The sequence below is a fragment of the Rhodoblastus acidophilus genome (assembly GCF_009720655.1).
In the GTDB taxonomy this organism is placed as follows: Bacteria; Pseudomonadota; Alphaproteobacteria; order Rhizobiales; family Beijerinckiaceae; genus Rhodoblastus; species Rhodoblastus acidophilus_A.
This window is the reverse complement of sequence record NZ_WNKS01000034.1, coordinates 1-19,774: the sequence shown is the minus strand read 5'-3', so window position 1 is coordinate 19,774 and position 19,774 is coordinate 1. Positions and strand designations below refer to the sequence as shown.

The window sequence follows — 19,774 nt, the reverse complement described above, 5'->3', positions numbered from 1 at the left end:
CGAGTTGCTGAAGAACCCCAACGGGCTCTATGCACGCCTGTGGGCCATGCAAAACGACCGGAACACGCCATGAACGCCATTGACGACACCAAGGCGCTCGTCGCGCGGCGCGCGGCCATGCCGATTGCGGATCGCGAATTCCTGCCGGCCGATTTGGAGATCCTGGAAACGCCGCCATCCCCCGTGCGCATGGCGCTGATCCTGACCATCGCCGCGTTTGTGGTGATCGCCCTGGCGTGGAGTTGGTTCGGGCGCCTCGACATCGTCGCGGTCGCGCAGGGCAAGATCCAGCCGGCGGGGCGCGTGAAGGTCATCCAGCCGCTTGAACCTGGCAAAATCGCCGCCATCAAGGTCGAAAATGGTAAACGGGTTGTCGCCGGACAGCCGTTGCTGGAACTTGACGCCGGCGACGCGCGCGCCGACGAGGCCGAGGCGCAAAGCGCCTACGACGCCTATCGCGCCGAAGCCCTGCGTCGCGCTGGCGCGCTCGAAGCCGCGCGCGCGCGCAAGCTGAATTCGGCCCCCGCGATCTCATGGCCCGAGGATCTACCGCCATCGATCGTAGAGCGCGAGGAGAGCGTTCTCGCCAACGACCTGCGCCAGCTGGAGAACGTCGTCGCCGGCCTTGACGCTCAGATGCGACAGAAGGAGATCGAGCGTGATCGCGCGGCGGAAACCATGGCGGCGCAAAGCGCACTCATCGCCACCTTGCAGCAGCGCGTGGACATGCGCTCCTCGCTGGTGCAATCCGGCTCGGGGGCCAAGTCCAATCTGATCGACGCGCAGGAAAGCCTGAACTACCACATGACCCAGTTGGCCATGTACAAGGGACAACGCGATGCGGCGGCGGCCAATATTGGCGTTCTTGAGCTCGAACGCAAAAAAGCCAGCTCCTCCTTTCTGGCCGAAAATGCGCAAAAGCTTTCGGACGCGAAGCGTCAGGTCGATGATTGGCGCGAGAAGCTGGCGAAGGCCAAGCTGAAGTCGGCGCGCATGACGCTAACAAGCCCGATCGACGGCGTCGTCTATGGTTTGAGCGTCAACACCATCGGCCAAGTGGTCGGGGCTGGCGACGAATTGATGCGCGTGGTGCCCGAGGGCGCTGCGCTGGAAATCGAATGCTACCTCGCCAACCGCGATATCGGTTTTGTCAAAAAAGGACAGAAAGCGGAAGTGAAGGTGGAGTCGTTCCCGTTCACGCGCTACGGGACCCTTGGCGCCACGGTGACCCATGTCTCCCGCGACGCCATCCCTGAGCCCGAAGCACAGCAGCGCGAAGGCGAAGCGGCGCGGCTGAACCATGAGCGAAATCTCGGCGGCGGCCAACGCACGCAGAATCTCGTCTTCCCGGTCACGCTGGCGCCCGAGCAAACCGAGATGAAGGTTGACGGTCAGACGGTCGCCCTTACGCCAGGCATGGCCGTAAGCGTCGAGATCGCGACCGGTAACCGGCGCATTCTCGAATATATTTTCTCACCTTTGGTCGAGACCGCTTCAACAGCGATGAAGGAAAGATGAGGACCATAACTCTCCTTCCGCATCCAGGCGTTTGAAGCCTCCCCGCGCGCGGCCGCGGTTGCGTTCGTGCGTTGGCGCGCCCTCAGCTCGCGCGTTCCGCCGACCAGGCGCATCTGCGATACATCCCGACGAATGGCGGATGCGCGCCTTTGAGCCTCACGTTCCAACATCACCAAAACGTTTCCGCTCCGATTGGGACGCGAATCCCGCCCGCCTTCCGCACCTTGCCCGAAACAAGTAACCAACGAGCGCCACTTGCGCTTTTTTTGGTCTTGACTTTACGTCACCCTATAGAGAAGTTTCAGAAGATTTTTCGTCGCGTTCTAGCCGGGCCGGGTATCGGTCTGGATTCTCTTCGCGCGGATAGATGGATTTTTGCCGCGTTCAATCAGAATTGAGGCTCGTCATGGCTACTCTTCTCAACTCTCTTTTCGCTACGTCGGCCCGCAAGTCTGGATTGGGCGCGCTGAACTCGAACGACGACTTGTCAGACACGACCTATCCCGTCTTGCCCTGGATCACCGGGAGCGCGCTCAACCAGACCGCATTCAACGCGGACGCCGCCGCAACGGGAACTGCGCGCTCGGTCCCGCAGCCCTCAGCGCTCAAGCCGAGCGCATCCAATGAGAGCGCTGCCGCGACGGGGACGGCGGCGACTGGCCCGGAGCCTTTGACGGTCGCCACGATAAATTTCGACGATCTGACAACCAGCAGCTATCAAGCGCTTCCGAGCAACTACTCCGGCTTGAGCTGGTCGAGTTACTTCTATTGCTTCAATTCTGCATGGGCTTACGGTACTTATGGCGCCAACGGATACACCAACGGCACGACGTCCGGTCCGAATGCGGCTTACAACGCTTATGCCAGCGATATTGAAATCTCCGACAGCTACGCCGATTTCGATTTGACATCAGCCAAAGTCACGGCGGCTTGGCGCAATGGCCTGAGCGTTCACGTCGTGGCTTACGACAACGGGGTTGTGGTCTATGACAATGTCATCTCGGTCAACGCCACGGGGCCGACGCTTGTCAACTTCAACCTGGTGTCGATCGATCGCGTGACGTTCTCGTCGTCCGGCGGGAGCTCGCCGATCTACTCAGGCGATGGAACGCATTTCGTCATTGACGACATCGTCGTCAACCTGGCGAATTCGTCGGTTGCCGGCGCTATTTACAACGATCTGAACGCCAATGGCGTCAGGGACAGCGGTGAGGCCGGATTGGCCGGCCGGGTGGTTTTCAACGATATCAACAACAATGGCGTGAGGGACGCCGGCGAACAGTACGCAACCACCAACGCCTCTGGAAACTACACACTGACCGTGGCTGGCGCCGTATCAGACGTCAACCTCGTCCAGCAACAGCCTGCGTGGTGGCGTTCAACTTCGCCAACGACCCACGTTTCGCTCGTGAGTGGACAGGCCGCAACCGGTGTCGACATGGGCGCCCGGAACTACCAGTCTGAAACCGGCGGCGTGTCCGGCAATCTCTGGCATGATTACGACGCCGACGGCGTGAAGGACGCGGGCGAAGAGGCGCTCGCCGGCATCCAGGTCTATCTCGACGCCAACGGCAACAGCGCCTTCGATCAGGGGGAGGCGTCCGCCCTCACCGACGCCTCGGGAAACTACCTGATCACCACGGTCAATCCGGGAAGCTATGTGCTTCGGCTCAACGAGCCGCTCAACACGTGGGAGCATTGGAAGCAGACCTATCCGGTCGCTGGCCAGAAGTCCCTGGGCGGTGACAGCGCAGCGAGCGCCGTCAGCGCGCCGGGCTCGGCGGCGGCGCATCCGGCCGACCTGAGCTTCGCGCACACCGAAGGCCAACTGATCGTCAAGCTTAACAGCGGCCTGAGCGTCGCCGCCCAGAGCCAGCTCGCCAGCGTGATGTCGTCGATCGGCGCGACCGTGGCAAAGACCACCCAAGGCCTGGGCCTCCAGTTGTGGAGCGTCCAAGGCTCGCTGACCGACGCGATCGCGAAGCTCCAGGCCAGCGGCCTCGTCGCCTATGCCGTACCAAACTATACAAGGTATTTGACCGACACTTCGGCGCAGGCGAACCCGAACGATCCACAATTCAACCAGTGCTATGGCCTGAACAACACCGGGCAGACCGGCGGAACCGCGGACGCGGACATTGACGCGGTCGAGGCCTGGAACATCGGAACCGGCAGCAAGTCGGTGAGGGTCGGGGTGATCGACACCGGCGCCGACCTCACCCACGCCGATCTGGTCGGCAACATCTGGACCAACCCGGGTGAAATCGCCGGCAATGGCGTCGACGATGACGGCAACGGCTATGTCGACGACATTCACGGTTACGATTTCATCAATGGCGACAGCGATCCGACGGACGACTACGGCCACGGCACTCATGTGTCCGGCACCATCGGCGCCTCGGGCAACAACGGCGTCGGCGTCGCCGGTGTGAACTGGAATGTCTCGTTGGTCGAGCTCAAGATCTTCAACTCTGGCGGAACCACCAACGACTTCGCCATTATACAGGCTCTGGATTACGCCAGGACCACCGGCATCCAGATCACCAACAACAGCTGGGGGGGCGGGGGCTACAGCCAGGCGATGTATGACGCCATCGCCGCCGGCGGGTTGTTCGTCGCTGCGGCAGGCAATTACGGGTCTAATAACGACGCGAGCCCGTTCTATCCGGCAAACTATGATCTGCCGAACATCATCTCGGTGGCCGCCACGGACGACAACGATCAACTGGCCTCCTTCTCCAATTATGGGGCAACCACAGTCGATCTCGCCGCGCCGGGCGCGGACATTTACAGCACGCTGATGGGCGGCGGCTACGGTCTGATGAGCGGCACGTCGATGGCGACGCCGCACGTGACCGGCGCAGCGGCCTTCCTTGCGGCGCTCAATCCAAGCCTGACGGCCGCGCAAATCAAGACCCTGCTGCTCAATAACGTTGATTTAAAGGCCAACCTCAGTGGCAAGATGGTGACCGGCGGTCGGCTGAATCTTTACAACGCCGCGTTGAACGTCAATGTGGCGCCTCCGCAGTATGGCGTTCCCATCACCATTGTCGCCGGTCAGGTGGTGACCAATCAGAATTTCGCCTTGGCCGGCGGCGCGACGCCGCTCGACGACAAGATCGTCGGTACGGATGTCAACGAAACGATCGACGCTCGCGCCGGCAACGACACCGTTTGGGGCAATGGCGGCAAAGACCATCTGATCGGCAATGCCGGCAATGACACGCTGTATGGCGGCGACGGCGTCGATGTCCTGGAGGGTGGCGACGGCAACGACTTTTTGCACGGCGGCGCCGGGGGGGATTATCTCATCGGCGGCGCTGGAGTCGACACGGTCTCGTACGCGGCGGCCCCCGTCCCAGGGAGCGCGCAAGTCGCCGCCCCGATGGATGGCGTTGTCGTGATGCTCGAGGTCGGGGGATCCGCCGGCGACGCCGCGGGCGACAATTATGACAGCATTGAAAACGTCATCGGAACGGCGTTCAACGATTGGATCGTCGGCGACACTCAGGCGAACAATCTCGATGGCGGCGCCGGAAATGACTACATCCTCGGCCTGACCGGCAACGATTATCTGTGGGGCGGTGACGGAGACGACCGCCTCGACGGCGGCGAAAACAATGACCATCTCTACGGCGGCGCCGGCAATGATATGCTCATAGGCGGAACTGGCGCAGACGCCATCGCCGGAGGCGCCGGCAACGACACCTATTATGTCGACAATGCGGCCGACTCGGTCATTGAGGCCAGCGGCGCGGGAACTGACTTGGTTTACTCCTCGGTGACCTTCTCGCTCGCTGGGCAGAACATCGAGAGTTTGACGTTGACAGGTTCCGCCGCGATCAACGGAACCGGGAACGGCCTCGCCAACATTCTGACGGGCAACACCGGCAACAACGTGCTCAACGGCGGCGCAGGCGCAGATGTCATGGCCGGAGGCGCCGGCAACGACACCTATTACGTCGATAATGCCGGCGACAAGGTCCAGGAGGCCAGCGGCGGAGGAACCGACTTGGTTTACGCCTCGGTGACCTTCTCGCTGGCGGGGCAGAACCTCGAGACTCTGACGTTGACAGGCTCCACCGCGATCAACGGAACCGGCAACAGCCTGGCCAACGCTCTGACGGGCAACTCCGGCAACAACGTGCTCACCGGCGCCGATGGCAACGACGTCCTCAATGGCGCCGGTGGCAACGACACCCTGAATGGCGGCGCGGGCGCGGACAGTTTCGTGTTCAACAGCGCGCTCAACGGCGCGACCAACGTCGACACGATCGTTGGCTTCTCGGTGGTGGACGACAAAATCAGGCTGGAAAATGGGGTGTTCACCGCACTGACCACGCTTGGAACGCTGTCGCCGGATGCGTTTTACATCGGCGCCGCCGCGCACGACGCAACCGACCGGATCCTATACAATTCCGGCACGGGGGCGCTCTCTTACGACGCCGATGGCAATGGCGCGGCGGCCGCGGTTCGTTTCGCCACGCTGTCGACCGGCCTCACCACGCTCGCCAACACCAACTTCGTGGTGATCTGAAAGATTGCGGCAAGGGTGCTCGCCGTTTGAGCGGCGCCCTCAAGCCTCGAAACGCAAACAGCCCCGGAGGCCAAGTGCTTCCGTGGCTGCCTTGGCATTGGTTGCGGGGACACGCAACCAATGCCAAGCTTGAGTGTTGCGACGGATTCCGCCGATCGTCATCTTAACAATTCGGAAGCTGCAGCCCATCCCGGCCCGGTCCCCACGCCCAGGGGCGGCGGCTATTTCTCGGGGCTGTCGCTCTATGTGAAAAACGGCCATCCGAAGTTCACCTCCAATTGCTTCGGCTCCAAATACACGACGCTGGAAGGTAAGCAGGCCCTGTCGCCGGGCAAGACCGTGCTGCGCTATGAATGCGCCTATGACGGCGGCGCCCTGAGCAAGGCGGCGAGGCGAAGCTCTACGCCAATGACGCACTGGTCGCGCGAGCGCGCATCGACGCCACCGCGCCGCTCGGCGTCTCGGCCGACGAGACGCTCGACGTCGGCATGGACACCGGAACGCCCGCCGCCGACCCCCACGAGGGCGCGTTCCCCTATGCCGGCAAGATCCGAACGGTTACATTCAGCCTGAAATAGCCGTCGTTGCGCCAACCGCGGGGCGGCCGACTTGCGGAGAGACCCATGACCAGTTTTCTTGGGCGCGGCTGGCTCGCCCGCGCCGCTTGCGCGCTGCTCGTTCTCGCGCCGCTTGGCCCCGCCCGCGCCGAGGACAAGCCGGAGCGGCTGAGCTTGCCGGCCCTGAAACCCTGGACCGGCGACCTCGACGGCATGGTCAAGCGCCGAATTTTCCGGCTGATCGTGCCCTATAGCCGCACGCAATTCTTCATCGATCGCGGCCGGCAGTTCGGCGTCGACGCCGAATTCGGCCAGGCTTTGGAGGCCTGGCTCAATGCCCGTCACGTCAAGGGCGTCATGCGCATTCATGTGGTCTTCGTGCCGTTGCAACGCGACGAAATGCTCAAAGCCCTGGTGGAGGGGCGCGGCGACGGCGTGGCCGCCAATCTCACCATCACCGGCGAACGAGAGGAGACGGTGGATTTCGCCGCGCCCTGGCTCGACGACGTCAAGGAGATCGTGGTCGCCGGCCCCAAGACGCCGCCCTTGAAGGGAATCGACGATCTCGCCGGACTGGAGGTCCGCGTCCGCAAGTCCAGCAGCTACGCCACCCATCTGGCCGCGCTCAACAAGCAATTCAAGGAACGCGGCCTGAAGGAGATGGTCATCCGCGATCTGCCCGAGGATCTGGAGGACGAGGATGCGCTGGAAATGACCGCCGCCGGCCTGCTGCCGCTGGCGATCGTCGACCAGCACAAGGCGCAGGTGTGGACATCCGTTTTCCCCGGCCTCGCCCCAAGGCCGGATCTCGCCATCAGCACAGGCGGCGAGATCGCCTGGGCGATCCGCAAGGACTCGCCGCGCCTCAAGGCCGAACTGGCGGCGTTCTTCGCCAGCCACCGGGCCGGAACCGTTTTTGGCAACACCATCCTGAAACGCTATTTCGGCGGTCCGTTCGCGATCAAACCGGCGCACTCCGATGAGGCGAAACTGCGCTTCCAGCGCCTGCGGGAGATTTTCAATCGCGAGGGCGACCGCGTCAGCTTCGATCCCCTGATGCTCGCCGCGCAAGGCTTTCAGGAATCCACGCTGAACCAGGACCTGGTCAGCCCGCGCGGCGCGGTTGGCGTCATGCAACTGCTGCCGCGCACGGCGGCGGCGCCGCCGATTGGGATTGCAGGCGTCGACCGCGACGCCGAAGCCAACATTCGAGCCGGGGCGCTCTACATGCGCTATTTGATGGACGCCTATGTCAAAGATCCCGGACCGACGCAGAAGAATCGCATCCTGATGACTTTCGCCGCCTATAACGCGGGGCCGGGCAATCTGCGCAAGTTCCGCCGCATGGCCGCAAAGTCGGGCCGCGACCCCAATGTCTGGTTCAACAATGTCGAAGTTTCCGCCGCCAGCGTCGTCGGCCGCGAAACCGTTCAATATGTGAGCAACATCTACAAATATTACATCGCTTACGTCATGGCCGACCAGCGTCGCAAGGAGGAGGCGCAAGCCAGGCAAACCGAGATGCCGCCGCCGAAATAGCGCGCCGTCGCATCAATCGCGCAGCATCGCCCTGAGCGCGTCGGGCGCCAGCAGGCGCACGCGCCGGTATGATTGCGCAATGTGCCCCTTGGCTTCGAGCGCGCCAAGAACCTTGCCCGCCGTCGTTCGCGCGACATTGGCGAGCGTGGCGATTTCGTCCTGACGGATGTCTATGTCCACCGTCGCCGCTCCCGGCGGGGTCATGCGCCGGCAACCGCCCAGGCGCAGCAGCAGGGCGACGCAGCGTTTGACGTGATCGCGCAGCATCAGGTCGTCGCAGGCGGAAATGGCGGTGTCGAGATGGCCGACCGTGACCAGCGCCAGCCATCGCCACGCCATGGGATCGTCGGTGACGATTTCATCGATCTTCGGCAGCGGCAAATGAAGCATCTGGGTGTCGCGGGTCGCGGTCAGGCCGATGCGGCGCGGTTGTCGCGTAATGGCCGCGGCTTCGCCGAACCACGCGCCGGGCAAGGCGAAATGCCCAATATAGGGGCTGAACTCATCCTGCCCGACAGCGACGCCGAGGCCGCCGGACACGAGGCCGAACATGCCGCCGGGCGGGTCGCCAAGCCTGTAGACGGGATCCCCAGGCTTGAACGTCAGCAACAGGCAGCGGTCGAGGACCGCGCGCTGGAACGAGGGCGGCGTTATACTCAGCCAGCCCTTGTCAATAACGACTTTTTTCGCAGTTTCGACGAGCGCCATTTTTTCCCAAAAGTCCGTGGACGGGCAATGTCTCATTGGCGACCATGTTACACAAGATCAATTACCAGCGTTTCGATCGTTGAAGTTGGGATGCGGGGATTCGTGTGGCTCGGACAGCTTTGAAACTCGAGCCAAAATTTTGACCATGGCTCCGGTCCATGTCGCTTCCGGGCCCGATGCTGACGTGTGACTGCAAGAACACTAACAATATCAAATGGTAATCGTGCGATCGTCTTCGCCTGTCCTGTCAGGATGCTTTGACGCCGCATCGCTGTTTCGGTGAACGACAGTTCAACAAAGGGATCAAGAATGACGCCAAAGAGCTTTCGTGTGTTCGCCGCCGCCGTCGCGGCTTTTTTCATGCTTTCCGATCTCGCCAGCGCGATGCCGATGGCGCCTGTCGCGGATACGGGCGCAACCGCGTCAACCCTCGTTCGCGGCGGTCACCGGGGCGGCGGCGGCGTGCATCGGGGCGGGGGCGGCGTCCGTCGCGGGGGTGGCGTCTATCGTGGCGGAAATAACGTGGTTCGCGGCGGCCACAATGTTGTTCGCGGTAATGTTGTTCGCGGCGGCCACAACACCGTCGTGGTCGGCGGGCGCGGCGCCTGGGGGCGCGGGTATCGCTGGCCTCCGGGCGGCGCCATTGCGGCTGGGGTCGCGGTGGGCGTCCTGACGGCGGGCGCCGCAGCCGCCTATACGAGCACGCGGCCGCCGGCCGCGGGACTGTGCTGGTACTATCGCGACTGGACGTACACGTCGGGTTTTTGGGACGTGTGCCCGTAACGTCTATTCGTGAGGCATGGCGCCACGCGACCTTGCCTGCCAAGATTGGGTCGCCACGATTTATCGGGCGGCCTTTCGCAATCAAGTTCCGTTTGGTTGCGAGGATTTCGGAGGGGCTGCGCAAATGCTGAAACGTGTCGCGACATGCGTTGTCGCCTTCCTGTTGATCGCACTCGCTCCGGCCCAGGCGGCGGAGACACGGGCGTCCGAAAACGGCGCCATTCTGCCGTTTCCGCCGGTTCCCACCGCCAGCGTCGCGGGACCGACGCTCCAGGAGTCCAAGCATGTCCGGCGCGCCGAACCGAACCATTTGCCGGCGGACGCGCCCAACATCCTGATCGTCTTGCTCGACGATGTCGGCTTTGGCCAGCCGGACACTTTTGGCGGCGAAGTCCGCACGCCGAATCTGACCCGCCTCGCCAATGAGGGCATCAGCTACAATACGTTCCACACCACCTCAATCTGCTCGCCAACCCGCGCGGCGCTCTTGACTGGCCGCAACCATCAGCGCGTCGGCTCCGGCACGATCGCCGAGCGGGCGCTCGATTTCGACGGTTATACGGGCGTGATCCCGAAGAGCTCCGCCACCATCGCGGAAGTCCTGCACGATTACGGCTACAAGACCGCCGCGTTCGGCAAATGGCACAACACGCCGGCGACCGAAACCACGGCGATGGGGCCGTTCGACCGCTGGCCGACCGGTTATGGCTTCGATTATTTCTACGGCTTCCTTGCCGGCGAAACCTCGCAATACGAGCCGCGGCTGTTCGAAAACCGCAATCCGGTGGAGCCGCCCCACGATCCGAAATATCACCTGACGCAGGACATGGCCGACAAAGCGCTGACCTGGATCAGCCAGCATCAGGCTTTTTCGCCCGACAAACCCTTCCTGATGTACTGGGCGCCGGGCGCCGCGCACGGGCCGCATCACATTTTCAAGGAATGGGCGGACAAATACGCGGGCAAGTTCGACAGCGGTTGGGACGCTTATCGCGCGCGCGTCTTCGAACGGCAAAAGAAGCTCGGCTGGATTCCCCAGGACACGAAGCTCACGCCCCGTGCGGAAACCATGGCGTCATGGGACAGCATTCCCGAGGCGCAAAAGCCGTTCCAGCGTCGCCTGATGGAAGTGTTCGCCGGCTTCGTCGAACATACCGACGCCCAAGTCGGTCGCCTGATCGACGGGCTCGAACAGCGCGGCCTACGCGACAACACTATCGTCTTCTATATTTTCGGCGACAACGGCGCGAGCGCGGAAGGCCAGAACGGCACGATCAGCGAACTTCTCGCGCAGAACATGATCCCCAACACCATCGAGCAGCAATTGGCGGCGCTCGACAAGATTGGCGGCATTGCGGCGCTGGGGACCAACAAGACCGAGAGCATGTATCACGCGGGCTGGGCCTGGGCGGGCGATACGCCTTTCCGATACACCAAGCTGGTCGCGTCGCATTTCGGCGGTACACGCAATCCGCTGGTCGTCTCCTGGCCGAAGGGCATCAAGCCGGACAAAACGCCGAGGGCGCAGTTCCATCACGTCAATGACGTCGCGCCGACGCTCTATGAAATTCTTGGCATTATTCCGCCTCAGGAGGTGAACGGCCAAAAGCAGGATCCCATCGACGGCGTCAGCATGGCCTATTCGTTCGCCGATCCCTCGGCGCCTGAGCGCAAAACCATCCAGTATTTCGACAACAATGGCAGCCGCGCGATTTATCACGATGGCTGGATCGCCGCGACCTTTGGTCCGCTTGTTCCCTGGTTGCCCGCGAGTCCCGGGCTCGCGACCTGGGATTCCAACAAGGACGTCTGGGAACTCTATAACGTCCAGAAGGATTTTTCCGAAGCGGATGATCTCGCCGCCAAGGAGCCCGCGCGCCTGGACGAGATGAAAAAACTGTTTCTGAAGGAGGCCGAGGCCAACAAGGTGTTCCCGATCGGCGCCGGCATCTGGACCCGCCTGCATCCTGAAGACCGCATAAAAGTCCCCTATACCCATTGGAGTTTTGACGCGGCCACCACCCGGCTCCCCGAATTCGCCGCGCCGGGCGTCGGGCGCGAAAGCAATCGCGTGATCGTCGACGCGGATTTCGGCAAGGACGCGTCGGGCGTGCTCTATGCGCTTGGCGGCATCGGCGGTGGTCTCAGCCTTTACATGGACAAGGGCCAGCTCGTTTACGAATACAACATGATGATGATCGGGCGTTACATCGGTCGCTCCCCGCAACCGATCCCGGCCGGCAAACATCGCATCGCCGTGGACACCAAGGTGGGCAAGCCGGGCGGACCGGCCGAGGTGACAATCAGCGTCGATGACGTTGAAACCATGCGCGTCGCCATCGCCGGAACCGTGGCCGGCGCCTTTTCGGCGAGCGAGACGTTCGATGTGGGCACGGATCTCGGTTCGCCGGTTTCGTTCGACTATTTCGAGCGGGCGCCGTTCCGGTTCAACGGCAAGATCGAAAAGGTCGACGTCACCTTGCGATAAGCTCACCTTTCCGCGCCGATCGATGGGAAGCCGGCCGGCGCAGTGTCGCCTCGCCACGATCATCTCGCCCATCATTGCGCCTATTGGATATCCGGAGACCTGCAAAGATGAATCTGCATCGTGCTTTCTCGCTTCGCGCACTGGTGTGGCTGGGCGCCGTCACGTGCCTGACCTCGGGCGCCTTCGCCGAGACGACGGCGAACAAGCCCAATATCCTTGTGATCTTCGGCGACGACATCGGCTGGATGAACGTCTCGTCCTACGGTGGCGACGTCATGGGCGTGGCGACGCCGAACATCGACCGCATCGGCAAGGAAGGACTGCGATTGAGCGCTTTCTACGCCCAGCCAAGCTGCACGGCCGGCCGCGCGGCTTTCATCACCGGACAATTGCCTGTCCGCATCGGCTTGACGACGGTGGGAACGACGGGCGCCCCGGCCGGCCTGCAAAAGGAGGACATCACACTCGCCGAAGTCTTGAAGACCAAGGGCTACGCCACGGCGCAATTCGGCAAGAATCACCTTGGCGATCTCGAAGAGCATTTGCCGCACCGGCACGGCTTCGACGAGTTTTTCGGCAGCCTTTATCACCTCAACGCCAACGAGGACCTGGAAGACCCGGATCGGCCGACCAATCCGGAGTTCCGCAAGAAATTCGATCCGCGCGGCGTGATTTCCGGCACGGCGGACGGGCCGACGAAAGACGAGGGGCCGCTGACCACCAAACGCATGGAAACCTTCGACGACGAGATTCTCGACCATTCGCTGAACTTTCTCGACCGCCGGGCCAAGGACAGCAAGCCGTTCTTCCTCTGGCACAACACCACCCGTCAGCACGTCTTCATCCACCTGGGCGAAAAGCACCGCGGCGTCTCGCGCGCCGGCATCGAGGATGTTTACGGCGACGGGCTCGCCGAACATGACGCCCAGATCGGCAAACTGCTCAAGAAACTGGACGACAGCGGGCTCGCGAAAAACACCATCGTCATCTACACGACCGATAACGGCGCCTATCAATATATGTGGCCGGAAGGCGGAACCTCGCCGTTTCGCGGCGACAAGGGCACCACCTGGGAAGGCGGCGTGCGCGTGCCCTTTGTCGTTCGCTGGCCGGGCGCGCCGGCTGGCCGGGTCAGCGGCGAAATCGTCGACATGACCGATCTGTTTCCGACGTTGGCGCGCGCCGCCGGCGCCCCCGACGTGGTCGAAAAGCTGAAGGCCGGCGCGAATTACGGCGACCGCACTTACAAGGTTCATCTCGACGGCTTCGACCAGACGGCCCTGTTCGCAGGTGAAGCCGATAAATCCTCACGTAAATTCATTTTCTACTATGACGAAACAATTCTGACCGCGATCCGCTATCAGCAGTTCAAGTTCACCTTCTCGGAAAAGGAAGGCGGTCATTGGGACGACCCGCTTCTCAACCTCGGGCGTCCGCGCATCACCAACCTGCTGAGCGACCCCTTCGAGCGGCAGACCGGCAACGTGAATCGGCAAATGAACGAACACAAAGCCTGGAGCCTGACGCCAATCCTTGGCGTCATGCAGCAGCATCTGGCTTCGTTCCAGCAATTCCCTGTCCGTCAGGTTGGGCTGAGCGCCAATATCGGCAAGACGATTGAAGGGATTCAATCCCAGCTGCTGAAAGTCCAATCGCACGACTGACTTTTTGATCTGAGCCGCCTCCCGCCAAAAAACTGAGCCATGGAAAGGAAACTTATGCGCGCTTCCATCAAAGGCGTTGGCGTTATCGCCATGTGCTGGACGGTTTCATCCCTGTCGGCGGCGGTTGCCGCTGGCGACGGCGAGCCGAAAAAACCGAACATCATTTTCATCATGGCCGACGATCTCGGCAATGCCGACCTCGGTTACCGGGGCGGCCAGGTCTCCACGCCCAATATCGACACGCTGGCCAACGACGGCGTTCGCCTGGAATCGTTTTACGGCGAACCCGTCTGCACGCCCTCGCGCGCCGCGCTGATGACCGGCCGGTATCCCATGCGCTACGGCTTGCAGACGCTGGTGATTTTCCCCAGTCACACCTACGGTCTGGCGACGGATGAAAAAACCCTGCCGCAGGCGCTGAAAGAGGCCGGATACAAGACGCTGATGACCGGCAAATGGCACCTTGGCCATGCCGATAAGAAGTTCTGGCCGCAGAATCGTGGCTTCGATTACTTCTATGGCAATGTCATGGGTGAAGTGAATTATTTCACCCGCGAGCGCGGCGGCGTGATCGATTGGCAGCGAAATGGCCAATTCCTGGCGGAGAAGGGCTATTACACCGATCTTATCGGCGACGACGCGGTCAAACTGATCGACGAGCAGGACGGCAAGCAACCCTTCTTCCTCTATTTCGCTTCGCTGGCGCCGCACGCGCCCTATCAGGCGCCGGAAAGCGCCATCGAAAAATACAACAATGTTCCCGACAAACTTCGACGTTCCTATTATGGCATGATCTCCGAACTGGACGTCCAGATCGGCCGGATCGTCGCCGCGCTCGACAAGAAGGGCCTGCGCGACAACACCATCATCCTGTTCGCCAGCGACAATGGCGGCGCGACGAGCGGTCTGTTCGCCAGCGGCTCCAAGAGCAAAGAGGAGCGCGACACCGAAGAGGGCGGCATCGAGCAGGGCGAGAAGGCGCCCGCCAGCAATGCGCCCTTCAGCGGCGGCAAGGGTAGCCTGAAGGAGGGCGGCGTCCGCGTGCCGGCCTTCGTCAGCTGGCCGGGCAGGCTGAAGCCGCGCATCGTCAACGAACCGCTGCATATGGTCGATGTCATGCCGACCTTGCTGGCGCTCGCGGGCGGCAAGGGCAGTTCCGATCATCCGTTCGACGGCAAGGACATGTGGAAGACCATTTCGGACGGCGCGCCGTCGCCGAACGAGGACGTGCTGATCAATGTCGAGGCGTTCCGCGGCGCCGTGCGCAAAGGCGACTGGAAGCTGATCAAGGTCGCGCTGCTGCCCGGCAAGACGGAATTGTTCAATCTCGCCAAGGACCCCGGCGAGACCAATAATGTCGCCGCCGAAAACCCTGAAGTCGCGCGCGATCTCGAAGCGCGGCTGCTGCAATACGCCAGGGAGCAGAAGATGAGCCTCTGGATCAAGGCCCAGCCGGCTTTCGTCGGCGCCCAGGGCAAGACGGTCATCGACCCGGACTTCGATATCGACGACGACGGCCTGCCGCATGAAAAGGTCGCCATACCCAATTGATCGGGCCAGCAAATAAAGCGCGCCTGGCCCGGATGGCCCCGGCGTCCAGCGCATAAAACGCGCATTGACAAAGCCGCCCACACGGTTGACGTTACTATCACAGCTCAGTTTTTCTTATTAAACTCTTAGGTGGTGACAATGGGAAAGAGCTTGCCGTCCAAATACGTGCTTGGGATGATATCCGGAATTACTGTGGCGATGGCGGTTCATCCCGCGGCCGCCGACGCCAAGAAGCCGAACATCGTCATCATCTGGGGCGACGACATCGGCCAGAGCAATCTCAGCGCCTACACGAACGGCCTCATGGGCTATCGCACGCCCAATATCGATTCCATCGCCCAGGATGGCGTGATCTTCACCGATTATTACGGCGAGCAAAGTTGCACCGCCGGCCGGTCCGCCTTCATCACGGGTCAGAGCGTATTCCGCACCGGCCTCAGCAAGGTCGGCCTGCCCGGCGCCGAACTGGGGCTGCGCAAGGAAGATCCGACCATCGCCGAAATGCTGAAGACGCAGGGCTACGCCACCGGTCAGTTCGGCAAGAACCATCTGGGCGACCGCGACGAAATGCTGCCGACGGCCCACGGTTTCGACGAATTCTACGGCAATCTCTACCACCTCAACGCCGAGGAAGAGCCTGAGCTGCCCGACTATCCCAAGGCGGACGATCCGGAGTTTCCCAATTTCCGCAAGAATTTCGCCCCGCGCGGCGTCATTCACAGCTTCGCCCAGCCCGACGGGACGCAAAAGATCGAGGATACGGGACCGCTCACCAGGAAGCGGATGGAAACCATCGACGACGACATCGCCGCGCGTTCCGCCGAATTCCTCGACAAGCAGGTCAAGACGGGCAAGCCGGTCTTTTTGTGGGTCAATTTCACCCACATGCATTTCCGCACCCATGTGAAGCCGGAAAGCCTCGGGCAATCCGGCCGGTTCATGGGTCCCTACCCCGATGCGATGATCGACCACGACAAGAACGTCGGAACGGTGCTGGACAAAATCAAGGCGCTCGGAATCGCCGACAACACCATCGTCATGTATTCGACCGACAACGGGCCGCACATGAATTCCTGGCCGGATGCGGCGATGACGCCGTTCCGCAACGAGAAGAACTCAAACTGGGAAGGCGCCTATCGCGTGCCCGCCATGGTGCGATGGCCGGGCAAGATCAGGCCGGGATCGGTGTCCAACGAAATCACGTCCCATCTCGACTGGATGCCGACGCTGCTCGCCGCCGCTGGCGAAGGCGATATCACCAACAAATTGCTCACCGGCTTCAAGGCAGGATCGACGACCTACAAGGTCCATCTCGACGGTTATAACCTTCTCCCCTGCCTTACCGGCGAAGACAAGAAATGCCCGCGCAAGGAGTTCATGTACTTCTCCGACGACGGCGACCTGACCGGCCTGCGTTACGACAATTTCAAATTCGTCTTCATGGAGCAGCGCGCGCGCGGCACGCTGCAAGTCTGGGCAGAACCCTTCACCGCTTTGCGCGTGCCGAAAATCTTCAATCTCCGGCTCGACCCTTATGAACGCGCGAGTGATACGTCCAACACCTATTTCGATTGGCTGCTGGATCACGCCTTCATGCTGGTGCCCGCGCAGCGCTTCGTTGCGCAATATATGGCGACATTCAAGGACTATCCGCCGCGCCAGAAAGCCGCGACTTTTACGGTCGGTGAGGCGCTGAAAAAGCTTCAGGCCCCCAGCGGCGACTGAGGTTTGGCGCGAGCACGAGAACCAGACGGCCGCGCCCCGCGCGGCCGTTCGACTGGGGCGGACCAAAATGCGATCATCGCTCCCACGCCGCCCTTATTTCGCGGGCGACGCCGCGTGTGAATGAAAAGGTCTTGGCTTGCGAAATTTGCATTATGGGCTCCTCGGCCTCGTGTTCGGCGTCGGGATTTTCCTCGCGGTCCTGGCGCCCGGACGAGGGCAGAGCGTGGCGCCGTCGGAGCTGGCCGGCGCCATCGGCGCGCTCTCCGCGCACGCGCCCGCCGGGTATGCCGGCTCGCAGGCCTGCGCGACATGCCATTCCGCCGAGCACAAGGCCTGGACGGCGTCGCAGCATGCGCAGGCCATGAGCGTGGCGACGGCCGAAACCGTGCGCGGAGATTTTTCCGGCCAGAAAGTGGAAAAGGCTGGTTCGTCTGGCCGATTCTTCAAGCAGGATGGCCAGTTCATGGTCGAGACCGAGGGGCGCGACGGCAAGCCCGAGACTTTTCGGGTCAGCCACACATTTGGGCTGGAGCCCTTGCAGCAATATCTCGTCAGCTTTCCCGATGGGCGGCTGCAAGCCTTGCCGTGGGCCTGGGATACGCGCCCCAAGGCGGAGGGCGGCCAAAGGTGGTTCCACGTCTATGGCGATCAGGCGATCCCGGCCGGCGATCCGCTGCACTGGACCGGACGCCAGCAAACCTGGAATTACATGTGCGCGGAATGCCATTCGACCGCGCTCAAGAAAAACTATGACGCGAAGTCGAACACCTATCATACGACGTTTTCCGAGATCAGCATCGGCTGCGAAAGCTGCCATGGCCCCGGCGTCGGCCATGTGACCTGGGCCGGTCAATCGCCGCGCGCCAACGACCCAAACAAAGGGTTCGCCGACCTAATCCCGAGGCGTCCGCCGGCCAATTGGACACCAACCGCCGCCACCGGCAGCCCCGCGGGCGGCGTCACGCGTCCCGTGGGCGACACGGTCGAACTGTGCGCGCGTTGCCATGCCCGGCGCGGAACCCTGTCCGAGGAGTGGAAGCCCGGCAAAGACCTCGCGCAGACCCACGCTTCCGCCTATCTCACGCACGACCTGTTCTATGCCGACGGACAGATGCAAGACGAAGTGTTCAACGATCAGGCGTTCAAGCAAAGCCGCATGTACGCCAAGGGGGTTGCTTGCCTCGATTGCCACGATCCCCATTCCGGAAAGCTGAAGGCGGAACGCGGCGAAATCTGTTCACAATGCCATGAGCCCAAAAATTTTTCCGACGCGAAACACACGGGACACAAGGCGTCGCCCGGCGCGCCGGATTGCATCGCCTGCCACATGCCAGCGCGCACCTATATGGTGGTCGACACGCGCCACGATCACTCCTTCCGCATTCCGCGCCCCGACCTGACGCTCGAGGCCGGAACGCGCAACGCCTGCAACGACTGCCACAAGGACAAGTCCGCGAAATGGGCTGATGATGCCGTAACGAAATGGCATGGCCCGCAACGAAAAGGTTTTCAGACCTATGCGAAGACGTTCCAATTGGCGCGCGCCGGCGATCCGCAAGCCCGCGACCTGCTGATCGCGCTGGCGCAGAATTCCGGCGTTCCCGCCATTGCGCGCGGGACGGCGCTCGTCGAATTGTCGGCGTTCCCCTCCGCCGCCAGCGCCGCCGTCACGCGTGATCGCCTCGGGGACCCCGACCCCGTGGTCAGGATCGCTGCGGTGCGAAATCTTGCGGAGCAGCCGCCTGCACAGCGAGTGCAAGAGCTGGCGCCCTTGCTCGACGACCCCGTGCTCGGCGTGCGGTTGGAAGTCGGGCGGGCGCTGGCGGGCGTGGCGCTCGATCAGGCTCCGCCGGAGCAGCGCGCCCGGCTTGAACGACTTTTCGCCGAATGCGAATCCCTGCTGCGTCTTTACCAGGATCGTCCCGAGGGGCGCGCCAATCTCGCGATCTTCCTGGTGGGGCGCAACAGGCTTGCCGAAGCGGAGGCGGAGTTGCTCGCCGGCTTGAAGCTCGACCCCACGGCGTCTGAGCTTTCGGTCAATCTGGCCGACCTTTATCGCGCCACCGGCCGCGACGAGCTGGCGGCGCAAGTTTTGAGGGACTCGCTCGCGGTCGCGCCCAACAATGGCGCTGCGCATCACGCCCTGGGGCTGGCGCTGGTCAGGCGCAAGAATTACCCGGAGGCGCTCGATCACCTCGGAAAGGCCAGCACGCTCGCGCCCGACGACGCGCGCTTTGCCTATGTCTTTGGGGTCGCGCTGAAATCTCTAGGGAAACCCGAACAAAGCCGCGCCGTCCTGCAGGCCGCTCTCCAACACCATCCCTGGGATGCGGCTCTGCTCAACGCCACCCTCTCCGACGCCCTGGCCAGCGGCGATGTCGCCGCCGCGGCGCCCTTGGCCAAACGCCTGTCGAGCCTGCGGCCAGACGACCAAAATCTTGCCCGCCTGGCCGCAAAACTCGCGGATAGATGATCGCGGAGTTCCGTTTGAACCCGGATCCATCGGGGAGGCGCTGCAAAGGGGCTGCGCTGCGTGATCGTCAAGCCCTTCGCGGCCGACCATGTGCGACCGGTCTTGGCGGGGCAGGATCTGATTTCTTGCGCGGCATGGCGATAAGCGTTGTTCGGTTACCGGTACGACGACCGCACATGGCGCCCGCCGCGGTTATCGGCGAAACTGGCAAGGGTCTGAATCCGTTGCGAG

Annotated in this window: 10 protein-coding genes; 9 read left to right on the top strand and 1 reads right to left on the bottom strand. The window is 62.5% G+C overall.

Annotated features, from left to right (window positions below; translation table 11 throughout):
• The first annotated feature begins 69 nt into the window (after positions 1-69).
• The 3 genes from GJ654_RS20230 to GJ654_RS20220 all read left to right on the top strand — a co-directional run bounded on the left by GJ654_RS20230 (position 70) and on the right by GJ654_RS20220 (position 8,151).
• The gene (locus tag GJ654_RS20230; protein WP_246664855.1) at positions 70-1,518 is read left to right on the top strand and encodes an HlyD family type I secretion periplasmic adaptor subunit; all 1,449 of its coding nucleotides are present in this window, start codon (positions 70-72) and stop codon (positions 1,516-1,518) included.
• A gap of 406 nt (positions 1,519-1,924) precedes the next feature.
• The gene (locus GJ654_RS20225; RefSeq protein ID WP_196305642.1) at positions 1,925-6,055 is read left to right on the top strand and encodes a S8 family serine peptidase; all 4,131 of its coding nucleotides are present in this window, start codon (positions 1,925-1,927) and stop codon (positions 6,053-6,055) included.
• 623 nt (positions 6,056-6,678) lie between these two features.
• Positions 6,679-8,151, top strand: a complete 1,473-nt coding sequence (locus tag GJ654_RS20220; RefSeq protein WP_155447987.1) for a lytic transglycosylase F — start codon at positions 6,679-6,681, stop codon at positions 8,149-8,151.
• A 12-nt stretch (positions 8,152-8,163) separates the two neighbouring features.
• On the opposite strand, the gene GJ654_RS20215 is transcribed toward GJ654_RS20220, so the two are convergent.
• A complete protein-coding gene (locus GJ654_RS20215; RefSeq protein ID WP_196305641.1) occupies positions 8,164-8,859 on the bottom strand; it encodes a Crp/Fnr family transcriptional regulator in 696 nt (231 codons plus the stop codon).
• 309 nt (positions 8,860-9,168) lie between these two features.
• Between GJ654_RS20215 and GJ654_RS20210 the strand changes: the two genes are divergently transcribed.
• From GJ654_RS20210 to GJ654_RS20185, 6 genes are all read left to right on the top strand, one after another.
• Positions 9,169-9,642 carry a hypothetical protein gene (locus GJ654_RS20210; protein ID WP_155447985.1) on the top strand — a complete coding sequence of 158 codons (474 nt, stop codon included), beginning with the start codon at positions 9,169-9,171 and terminating at the stop codon, positions 9,640-9,642.
• A gap of 124 nt (positions 9,643-9,766) precedes the next feature.
• Positions 9,767-12,130, top strand: a complete 2,364-nt coding sequence (locus GJ654_RS20205) for an arylsulfatase (RefSeq protein ID WP_155447984.1) — start codon at positions 9,767-9,769, stop codon at positions 12,128-12,130.
• Between the two features lie 107 nt (positions 12,131-12,237).
• Positions 12,238-13,794, top strand: a complete 1,557-nt coding sequence (locus tag GJ654_RS20200; RefSeq protein WP_155447983.1) for an arylsulfatase — start codon at positions 12,238-12,240, stop codon at positions 13,792-13,794.
• Between the two features lie 54 nt (positions 13,795-13,848).
• Positions 13,849-15,345: an arylsulfatase B gene (locus tag GJ654_RS20195; protein WP_210350857.1), complete on the top strand. Its 1,497-nt coding sequence runs from the start codon at positions 13,849-13,851 to the stop codon at positions 15,343-15,345.
• Positions 15,346-15,519: 174 nt separating this feature from the next.
• Positions 15,520-17,070: an arylsulfatase gene (locus GJ654_RS20190; protein ID WP_210350858.1), complete on the top strand. Its 1,551-nt coding sequence runs from the start codon at positions 15,520-15,522 to the stop codon at positions 17,068-17,070.
• A gap of 136 nt (positions 17,071-17,206) precedes the next feature.
• A complete protein-coding gene (locus GJ654_RS20185; RefSeq protein ID WP_155447981.1) occupies positions 17,207-19,543 on the top strand; it encodes a multiheme c-type cytochrome in 2,337 nt (778 codons plus the stop codon).
• The last annotated feature ends 231 nt before the right edge of the window (positions 19,544-19,774 follow it).